At 74.8% G+C, this 8947-nt stretch carries 8 protein-coding genes; 3 read left to right on the top strand and 5 right to left on the bottom strand.

The window, feature by feature from the left end:
• Positions 1 to 55 precede the first annotated feature (55 nt).
• The 3 genes from ACYVO2_RS07050 to ACYVO2_RS07040 all read right to left on the bottom strand — a co-directional run bounded on the left by ACYVO2_RS07050 (position 56) and on the right by ACYVO2_RS07040 (position 3673).
• Positions 56 to 1579: a DNA primase family protein gene (locus tag ACYVO2_RS07050; RefSeq protein ID WP_461006730.1), complete on the bottom strand. Its 1524-nt coding sequence runs from the start codon at positions 1577 to 1579 to the stop codon at positions 56 to 58.
• Positions 1576 to 2673, bottom strand: coding sequence for a bifunctional DNA primase/polymerase (locus ACYVO2_RS07045; RefSeq protein WP_461006729.1), 1098 nt, complete (start codon positions 2671 to 2673; stop codon positions 1576 to 1578). The genes ACYVO2_RS07050 and ACYVO2_RS07045 overlap by 4 nt, the downstream gene beginning before the upstream one ends.
• A gap of 409 nt (positions 2674 to 3082) precedes the next feature.
• The gene (locus ACYVO2_RS07040) at positions 3083 to 3673 is read right to left on the bottom strand and encodes a TetR/AcrR family transcriptional regulator (RefSeq protein WP_461006728.1); all 591 of its coding nucleotides are present in this window, start codon (positions 3671 to 3673) and stop codon (positions 3083 to 3085) included.
• Between the two features lie 97 nt (positions 3674 to 3770).
• Here ACYVO2_RS07040 and ACYVO2_RS07035 point away from each other — a divergent pair, with 97 nt between their 5' ends.
• The gene (locus tag ACYVO2_RS07035) at positions 3771 to 4778 is read left to right on the top strand and encodes a saccharopine dehydrogenase (protein WP_461006727.1); all 1008 of its coding nucleotides are present in this window, start codon (positions 3771 to 3773) and stop codon (positions 4776 to 4778) included.
• A 334-nt stretch (positions 4779 to 5112) separates the two neighbouring features.
• Positions 5113 to 6222 (top strand): methyltransferase domain-containing protein, encoded by a 1110-nt coding sequence (locus ACYVO2_RS07030; protein ID WP_461006726.1) that lies wholly within the window; start codon positions 5113 to 5115, stop codon positions 6220 to 6222.
• A gap of 7 nt (positions 6223 to 6229) precedes the next feature.
• Here the strand turns inward: ACYVO2_RS07030 and ACYVO2_RS07025 are convergent, their stop codons facing one another.
• Both ACYVO2_RS07025 and ACYVO2_RS07020 read right to left on the bottom strand, forming a co-directional pair.
• Positions 6230 to 7225, bottom strand: coding sequence for a bifunctional helix-turn-helix transcriptional regulator/GNAT family N-acetyltransferase (locus ACYVO2_RS07025; protein ID WP_461006725.1), 996 nt, complete (start codon positions 7223 to 7225; stop codon positions 6230 to 6232).
• Between the two features lie 171 nt (positions 7226 to 7396).
• Positions 7397 to 7798, bottom strand: coding sequence for a RidA family protein (locus ACYVO2_RS07020; protein ID WP_461006724.1), 402 nt, complete (start codon positions 7796 to 7798; stop codon positions 7397 to 7399).
• A gap of 96 nt (positions 7799 to 7894) precedes the next feature.
• Here ACYVO2_RS07020 and ACYVO2_RS07015 point away from each other — a divergent pair, with 96 nt between their 5' ends.
• Positions 7895 to 8875: a helix-turn-helix transcriptional regulator gene (locus tag ACYVO2_RS07015; protein WP_461006723.1), complete on the top strand. Its 981-nt coding sequence runs from the start codon at positions 7895 to 7897 to the stop codon at positions 8873 to 8875.
• Positions 8876 to 8947 lie beyond the last annotated feature (72 nt).

Here is an 8947-nt window from a genome sequence, read left to right as displayed (position 1 = left end):
TCGAGCCAGATGAGTTGTTCTTCGTGGGCCAGTTGTTCTGGTTCGATGAGCGCGCTCACGACATCCCTCCCACCTCATCGACCAAACCGATACCGGGGTAGAACTTCCGCTGGTTCGACAGGATCATTTCCTTCGGCGTCGCGATGCCGACGGTCTCCCGGACCCGCGCCGCGAACGCCCGGGACGACACCGGGTTGGCGCCCTCCATCTGGCACCAGCTCCGGTAGGCGTTGTACAACTGCGTCTGCTCGGCCCGCATGGACGCCTCGAGACGGCAGCACTCCGTGAGGAACCTCCCGGTGTGGTCCTCGGTCTCGGCGTACGCCGTGGTGGCGATCTGCACGCTCGCCGGCCCGGTCAGGTCGCGCGGCCCGTTGAGGTAGCGGCGGGCCCCGGTGATCAGCCAGTTCAGGATGCCGGGCCCCTCCTCGGTGACGAGGATGTCGGCGAGGTTCTCCACCTTGCGGTCGTCGGCGACCACGCGCTCGAACGGGATCAGCTTCATGCGGCGCCAGAAGGCGTAGCCGCCCGTGCCCACCTCGGGCCGGTGGTTGCCCAGCAGCCACAGCTTGTGGGTCGGGTTGAAGCTGAAGAAGTCCTGGCGCATGCGGCGCGCCTTGATCCGGTCGCCGCCGGTCAGCAGCTTGACCCGGGCCTCGTCGAAGCGGTCGCCGGGCTTGAGCTCGGAGCAGACGATGATGCGGCGGCCGTGCAGCTCGGCCAGGTCGGTGGGGTGCCCCTCGAACGGGCGGGCCATCAGGAACCCGGGCGGCGCCGCGTCCGCGTAGTCGCCCAGCAGCTTGACCATGACGTCCAGCAGCACGCTCTTGCCGTTCTTGCCCTGCCCGTACAGGAACGGCATGATCTGCGCCCCGACGTCGCCGGTGATCGAGTACCCCAGCAGCTCGTGCAGGAACGCGATCATGCGGGCGCCCTCGGCGTCGTCGCCGAAGGTGTCGGTGAGGAACCGCTGCCAGCGCGGGGTCGGCATGTCCCGGGGCGGCACGGTGGTGGCCCGCGAGTGGTGGTGCCGCTCGGGGTCGGGCGCGCTGATCGCCCCCGTGTTGAGGTCCACCACACCGGCGGGCGTGCACAGGGCGTACGGGTCGGCGTCGAGCAGCGCCGCGTTGAGCACCATCCCCGGGGCGGCCTTCGCCTGCACCAGCATCGCCTTCATGCCGGAGGTGGACAGGGCGCGCCGCCGGTGCCGCCGCAGCGCCGAGCCGGGGTGCCGCCCGGCGGGGTCCACCTCGGCCAGGGACTCGGCCATCTCCCCGGCCGCCCACAGCACGGTGTCGTCCTCGTCGATCTCCCACCGGTAGCCGGACCAGCGGTACCAGCCGAGCCCCGGGACGTGCCGGAAGTCGCGCCCGTACAGGCTGACGAACAGCTTGGCGTTGCCGCGGTCGCTGAGGCTGTCGGGCACCAGGCCGTGCTCGGTGGCGGTCACCGTCCCCGCCGCGGGCACGCGTCGGCCCGTGGACTGCCCGGGCACGGCGGGCGGCGGGCTCAGCAGGATCTGCCGCGCCACCTCAGCGGGGTCGAACAGCCCGTCGTCCTGCCCGGGGGAGCGGCTCATGTGCGGCCTCCCGCGGTGAACGGCCGCCGGGCGCCCGCGTCCATGCCGCCGCGGATGATGCCCAGCGCCCGGCGCTCCTGCCCGGGTCTGGCGTGGGCGGCGGCGGCCAGCAGCGCGGACTCGGCGTCGTCGGCGGTGAGGTGACCGGCCGCGACCAGCCCGCCCGCGGTGAACGCGGCGCGGTTGAGCTTGTCGCTGAAGCCCGCGCCCTCCGCGACCTGCGCGCAGTCGGCGACTGCGCGCAGCACGGTGGCCAGGGCCGCCGCCGCGGGCCCGCGCCCGCCACCGGCGGCGATGACCGCCTGACGCCCCCGGGCGGGCACCGGCCGCGCGGCCCGGCCCGTCCGCCGCGCCGCGGGCAGGTGCCCGGTGCGGGCCAGTTCGGCGGCGAGCCAGCCCGGCAGCGGCGCGGGGCGGCGGGCCTCGCCGACCGCCGTGTACGCGCCGGCCGCGGTCACGGTGCCCGGCGCCACGATGTACCCGCCGTGCGCCCGCACGTCCACCTGCCAGGCCAGGGCGCGCCCGGCGCCGGAGCCCGCCGAGCAGCGCCAGCCCTGCTCCCGGGGCGCGGAGTACCAGATGTGCAGGCCGCCGGACGGGGTGCGCACCCGCAGCGTCGCGGTGTCCTCGGCCGGGTCGGGCGCCCCGCGCAGCGCGGCGAGCAGGGCGAGGCTGTGGAAGCCGTGCCGCAGCCCCCGCAGGGAGACGCCCTCGGGGATGGGGACGCCGGGCAGCAGGCGCTCCCGGGCGGGCAGTTCGGTGGCGTGGGCGTCGACGTCGATGACGACCAGCCCGGCCGGGCCGCACGCCACGCCGACCCCGAACCGGGGCTCGGCGTCCCACCAGGCGCGGACGCGGGCCTCGTCGGTGGTGGCCGCGTGGAAGCCGTGGCACCAGCGCCCCGCCCGGACGCAGGGGCAGGAGGCGGCCGGGTGACGGGCCTCCCGGCAGGCCGGGCAGTTCGCCGCGGGGGTCTTCCGGCCCGGGGCCAGCGGCAGGACGGGCCAGCCCGCCGCCGCGCACCACAGCGCCACCTGGCGGCCGTCCGCCGGGCGCCGCGAGTCGCTGCCGGACAGGCCAGGGACAGAGGGCATGGACGACTCCTCTCAGCGACTGGCCAGCGACCGAAGCGACTCACGATCCGAGGTATGGCCACGCCAGGCTAGTCCACGCGGCGCCGGCAGTCCCGGAGGCCCGCTCGCCGGACCCGCAACCGTCGCGGCCTCGCCGTTCCCGGAGGCCGGGACGGACCGCAGCGACCGAAGCGACCGCGGGCCCGACATGGTTCAACGACCGCCGCCCGATGGGGGTTCACCCGCGGAACGCGGCGAACGGGTGGAACCGGAATCCGGTCGGACCGGCGCCCCCGTCCCCGCACACGGAAAAACGCCGCGCGGCGTGGCGCGCGGCGTGGCACACCGCTATCGGCTCCGTTCCCGGACTCAGGCTCCCGCGCCCGGCCCCGGTTTCCGGCCCCGGGTTCCGGCATGGGGGCACGTGCCCCTAACGCCCGCCCTCGGTGTCGAGGCCGCCCACGATCAGGCGGGTGAGCGCGGTGACCGCCTCCTCGGCGGTCGCCCGCCCCTGATTCAGCTCGGCGGCGATCGCCTCGGCCGCCCCCAGCACACCGACGCAGTGCAGCCGAAGGGCCTCGCCCCCGAGGCCGGAGTGCGGCAGCAGCGCGGCGGCCATCAGGTCCGTGTAGCCGTCGGTCATCTCCCGCTGGACCGCTTCCATCTCCGGGCTCCCCTTCACCGCGGCGGAGACGGCGTTGAGCTCCGGCATGTCGGTGGCGCAGGAGACGTACGCGGTGGCGATGACCCGGGCGACCGCGTCGGCGGTGGGGGCGGCCTCCCGCAACGCCTGCGCGATGGCGGCCCGGTGGCGTTCGTCGAGCCGCCGGTAGAGCGCGAGCAGCAGGCCGGGGCGGGTGCCGAAGTGGTCGTACACGATCGGCCTGCTCACCCCGGCCGCCTCCGCGAGGGTGACGAGGGTCAGGCCGTCGGCGCCCTGGGTGCGCACGATCGCCACGGCGGTGTCGAGCAACTGCTCCCGCCTGGCCTGCTTCGACAGGCGTGTCGATGTGGGGGCCATGCTCCTCCCTTGCCTCGTCCCCCAGCCTATGCTACAAATCGTAGCCTACAAAATGTAGGTTACAGAATGTAGCCTCGTGGATGTGAGGAGAACACACATGAAACAGTCCAAATCGGTACTCATCCTGGGAGGTTCGGGAAAGGCGGGCTCGGCGACCGCCGCACTGCTGCGCCGCTGGCACCCGGCGCTGCCGCTGACCATCGCGGGACGCGACCTGGGCCGGGCGCGGCGGGTGGCCGACGAACTCGGCGCCGCGACGGCCGTCACCATCGATCTGCGGCGCGACGACCTCGGCCTCCCGGCCGACCACGAGCACGCGGCGGTCGTCGCCGCGGTGTGGGACGACCACCTGCACGGGCTGCGCCACGCCCAGCGGCGCGGGGTGCCCTACCTCAGCCTCTCCAGCCCTCTGGTGGACATGGCGCCGGAGGTCGTCGCGGGCGCCCAACGGGCGGGCGCCGCACCGATCCTGCTGGCCAGCCAGTGGTGCGCCGGCGCCGTCGTCCTCGCGGCACTGGACACCGCCCGGCGGTTCGAGCGGATCGACACCATCCGGATCGGCGCCGTACTGGACGAGAAGGACGTCGGCGGGCCCGCGGGGGCGGCGGACATGCAACGGTGGTCCGCCGCCACCTCGGCCGGACTGGTGCGCCGCGACGGCGTCTTCACCTGGGTCACCGACCCGGACGCGCAGGCGGACGTGCGCAGCTCCGACGGCACCGCCCTGCCCGGCCGCAGCATCCCCATCCTCGACGTGCCGAGCCTCGCCCTCGCGACGGGCGCGCCGAACGTCCGCTTCGACTTCGCCGTCGGCGAGTCCGCGGGCCGCCGCCGCGGCGGACCCCCGTCCGTCGAGGTCCGGATCGACATCGACGGCGCGGGCCCGACGGGTGCCCCGCTCAGGGTCGGCCGCCGACTCGTCCACCCGGCCGGGCAGAACCCCCTGACCGCGCTCGGCGTCGCCCTCGGCGTCGAACGGCTCCTCGGCCTGCGCGGCGAACCCGTCCCGCCGGGCCTGCACACCCCCGAGGCGCTGCTCGACCCGGTGTACGCGGTCGAGCGGATGGCCGAGATCGGCGCCGTCCTCACCGACGCCGCCGACTGAACCCCCTGCCCGGCCCCCCCGCGCCGGTTCCGCGGCGGTGCGGCCGCGCGGGGTGTCCCGGGAGCGGCGGCCCCCTCGCCGCCGCGCACCGCACAGGTACGCGCGCCGGGGCGCGTGCTCCCGCCGCCCCCGGTCGCGACTTACCCCCGGCGTCGTTCGCGCGCCAGCATGAACCTTGCCGTCAGGCAGTCGATGTGAGGGGAGAGTCGTCATGGGTGAGCACGAGAAGCCGCCGCCGGACCCGTCGCAGGGGGAGCCGCCGCCGGACAACGCGGACGGCGCGGTCCCGCCGCCTCCGCCGCCGACCGGCAAGCACCGCAAGTAGGCGGCGCGGGTGCCGAGCGTCGAGCACCGGGCGGCCGCGCTGGCCGACGAGATCGCCTGGCCGGAGCCCGGGTCGTGGATCCGCGAGGCGGTGACACACCTGCCCCGGCACGCCTTCGCCCCGGAGGAGGTGTGGTGGTGGGACGGGCACGCCTACGTGCCCGTCAACCGCGCCGCGGACCCGGGGCGGTGGGCGGATCTGGTCTACGCCGGGCCCTGGGCGGCCACCGTCACCCAGGTGACCGGCGGGCGCGCGTCCTCCAGCCTGTCGTGTCCGTCGATCGTGGTGGACATGCTCGACGCCCTGGCGCTCGCCCCCGGCCACCGCGTGCTGGAGCTGGGCACCGGCACCGGCTGGAACGCGGCGCTGCTCGGCCGCCGGGCCGGGCCCTGGCGGGTGCACAGCGTGGAGGTGGACCCGGCGCCGGCCGCGCGGGCGCGGGAGCGCCTGGACGCGGCCGGCGCCGCCGTCCACGTGCACATCGGTGACGGCGCGCACGGGCTGCCCGCCGCCGCCCCGTACGACCGGGTGATCGCCACCTACGCCGTGGAGCGGGTCCCGTGGGCGTGGGTGGCCCAGACCCGCCCCGGCGGCCGGATCGTCACCCCGTGGGGGCACCTGGGACATGTGGCCCTGACCGTCGCCGACGACGGCCGCTCCGCCACCGGCTGGGTCCAGGGCCTGGCCCAGTTCATGCCCGCCCGCGGCACCGAGGCCCCCACCCGGCAGCAGGCCCGCGCCGCCCACCCCGCCGCCGAGCGGCGCCCCTTCACGCGGGACGCGCGGCGCCTCGGGCAGGACGCGCACCTGCGGTTCGGGCTGCGGGTCGCCCTGCCGGACGTCCAACTCGTCCCCCACGGGGACCGGGTGCTGGCCTGGGCGGCCGACGGCTCGTGGCTGGAGCTCCACCCCGACGGGGACCGGGCGTCCGCCACCACCGGCGGCCCCCGCGACCTCGCGGCGGAACTCGACCGCGCCTGGGACGAGTACAGCAAGCTGGACGAACAGCCTTCCCTGTACGACTACGGGATGACCGTACGGGAGGACGGCGAGCAGTACCTGTGGTACCAGGACCCCCAGGCCGGTCCGCGGTGGCCGGTGGCCCCGGGATCCGGGTAGCGGGCCCTCACCGCCGCGGCGGCGCGGTGATCCGCTTCTCGAACCAGTGGTGGGCGTACGGCTCGTCGTTGAAGGCGGCGACCTCCTGGAAGCCGTAGGAGTGGTACAGGCCGATCGCGGCGCCGAGGGCCTTGTTGGTGTCCAGGCGCAGGACGTCGTGGCCGTGCCGCGCGGCCCGCGCCTCCAACTCGGCCAGGAACCGGCGGCCCAGGCCCAGGCCCCGGGTGCGGGGCGCGACCCACATGCGCTTGATCTCGGCCGGTGCGCGGGGCGGCAGCTTCAGACCGGCGCAGCCGACGGGCTCGCCGTGCAGCCGGGCGACCAGGAACAGGCCGCGCGGTGGCCGCAGTTCGCCGGCGTCGGGCAGCAGGCTCAGCGCGGGGTCGAAGCCGGTCTCGAAGCGCGCCTGCAACTCGGTGAAGTAGGACCGCAGGCAGAACAGGGCGTCGGGGTGGTCGGGGTCCACGGCGTCCAGGGTGACCGTGGCGGCGGTCAGCAGCCGGTCGACCTCGGCCATGGCGGCGACCAGCTCGGCCCGCTGGGCGGCGTTGAGCGGCTCCAGCAGGGACCCGGCCAGCTCGTCGCTGCGGTCGTCGAGGACGGCGCGCTCCGCGCGGCCCGCTTCGGTCAGCCGGACGGTGCGCACCCGCCTGTCCTGGGGCCGCGGCTCCACCGTCACCAGGCCGTCGGCCTCCAGGGAGCGCAGCAGCCGGCTGACGTATCCGGAGTCCAGCCCGAGGCGCTCGCGCAGTTGCCGTACGTCCCGGCCCTCCTCGTCGACCTCCCACAGCAACCGGGCCTCGCCGATGGGCCGGTCACGGCCCAGGTAGCGGTCGTGGAGCACGCCCACGCGCTCGGTGACCGTGCGGTTGAAGCGGCGGACTTGCCCGATCTGCTGGTCGAGCTGTCGCTTGAGCTGTTGCGCGATCCGCCGGTCGGTTTGCCGGTCGGTTTGTTGGTCGTTGCGCCGGTCGGGTTGCCGGTCGGTCTGCGTCTCACCCATTCTCTGACTCTAGTCAGAGAATTCCGCGGGCGGCCAGAGGCGGCGCGGGACGGGGCGCGACGTGCGGCCCGTTGGTCGGCGCGCCGTTGGGTGGCGGTGGGCTCGGTCGTACCGGCCCACCGCCACCCCGGCACCCCGCTACGGAGCGTCCGGATTCCTGGCGGTGGACAGTCAGGGTCGGGCGGCGATGGCCTCGACCTCGAACAGGACGTCAGGCGCGGCCAGGGCGGCGACACCGATGAGGGTCTGCGTGGGCGGCTTCGTACCCCAGTGCTCCTGCACGGCCCCGGCGATCGGCCCGAGCTTGCTGACGTCGTGGTTCACCACATACGTCCTGAGCTGGACGACGTGACCGAAGTCGAGCCCATGGGCGGCGAGAGCGACGCCGATGTTGCGGAACGTCTGCTTCACCTGCTCGGTGAAATCGGCCGAGACGACCGCGCCGTCCGGGCCCGATCCGTACTGACCCGCGATGAGCACCAGTTCCGTCCCCGCGGGGACGACGGCGGTGTGGCTGTAGCCGAAGGGGACCGGGTTGTGCAGACCGTCGGGGTTGACAATGGCGTGCGCCATGGAAATCACCTCGTGTGAGATGGGGCTTTGTTATGCCGATGAGCCTCCCAGCGAATATGTGACAACGTGTGTCACGTATTGCTGTAGGTTTTTCGCATGCGCGCCGACCGGTTGGTTTCGCTGGTGCTGCTGCTGCGGCAGCACGGCCGGATGTCCGCGACCGCGCTGGCCCGCGAGCTAGAGGTGTCCACCCGCACCGTGCTGCGCGACATCGAGGCGCTGTCCGCGGCCGGTGTCCCGGTCTACGCCGAACGCGGTCGGCACGGCGGTTTCGCGCTGCTGCCCGGTTTCCAGACCGAGCTCACCGGGCTGAACCACGACGAGGCGCTCGCCCTGCTGGTCGCCGGATCGCGGCGCGGCGCGCAGGCGTTCGGGCTGGGCTCGGCGCTCGCCTCGGCCATGCGCAAAGTGGTCGACGCGCTGCCCGAAAGCCATCGGGCCGCCGCGGCGGGCGCTGCCCGGCGGTTGCTCATCGACCCGGAGATCGACCTCCTGTCGCGGCGGCTGGTCGCCGAGGAACTGCCCGACACCGTCGTGGCCGAGGTCCGGCGCGCGGTGTTCGCCGGACACAGGCTGCGCATCCACTACGCGGCCGTGGACCGGGCCCCGCAGTGGCGCACGGTGGACCCGATCGGCCTGGTCACCGTGCGCGACCAGGGCTATCTGCTGGCCACCCGGTCCGGCGCGGACCGCACCTACCGGCTGTCGCGCATCCTGGCCGCCGAGGAACTCGCCGAACCCGCGCAGCGCCCGGACCGGGTCGATCTGTACCGGGCCTGGCAGGAGCGCAGCACACGTTTCCGGACCGGTGGCGACCAGGTCGCCGTGCTGGTACGGATGGACCCGGCGCGGCGGCAGGACCTGGTGGGCACCGCGCTGGCCGTCCTCGCCGAGGAAGCCGACGCGGACGGATCGCTGCGGCTCGAGGTGACCTTCCAGGATCCCCGGCACGCCGAATGGGCGCTGTGGCACCTCGGCACGGACGCGGAAGCCCTGTCCCCGCAGTGGTTGCGCGACTCCCTGCGCGACCGCGCCGCCGCGATCGCGGGCCGCTACGGAGCGACGTCCCGCGAGTAGCCGCCCTCCGCGGGACGCCGCCGAAGGCGGGTCGGCCGCGGGTGGCGGGTGCCACATATGGTGCTTGCCGGT

Source organism: Streptomyces capparidis (assembly GCF_054782095.1).
The sequence above is the reverse complement of the archived record's forward strand: the minus strand, read 5'-3'. Positions and strand labels throughout refer to the sequence as shown.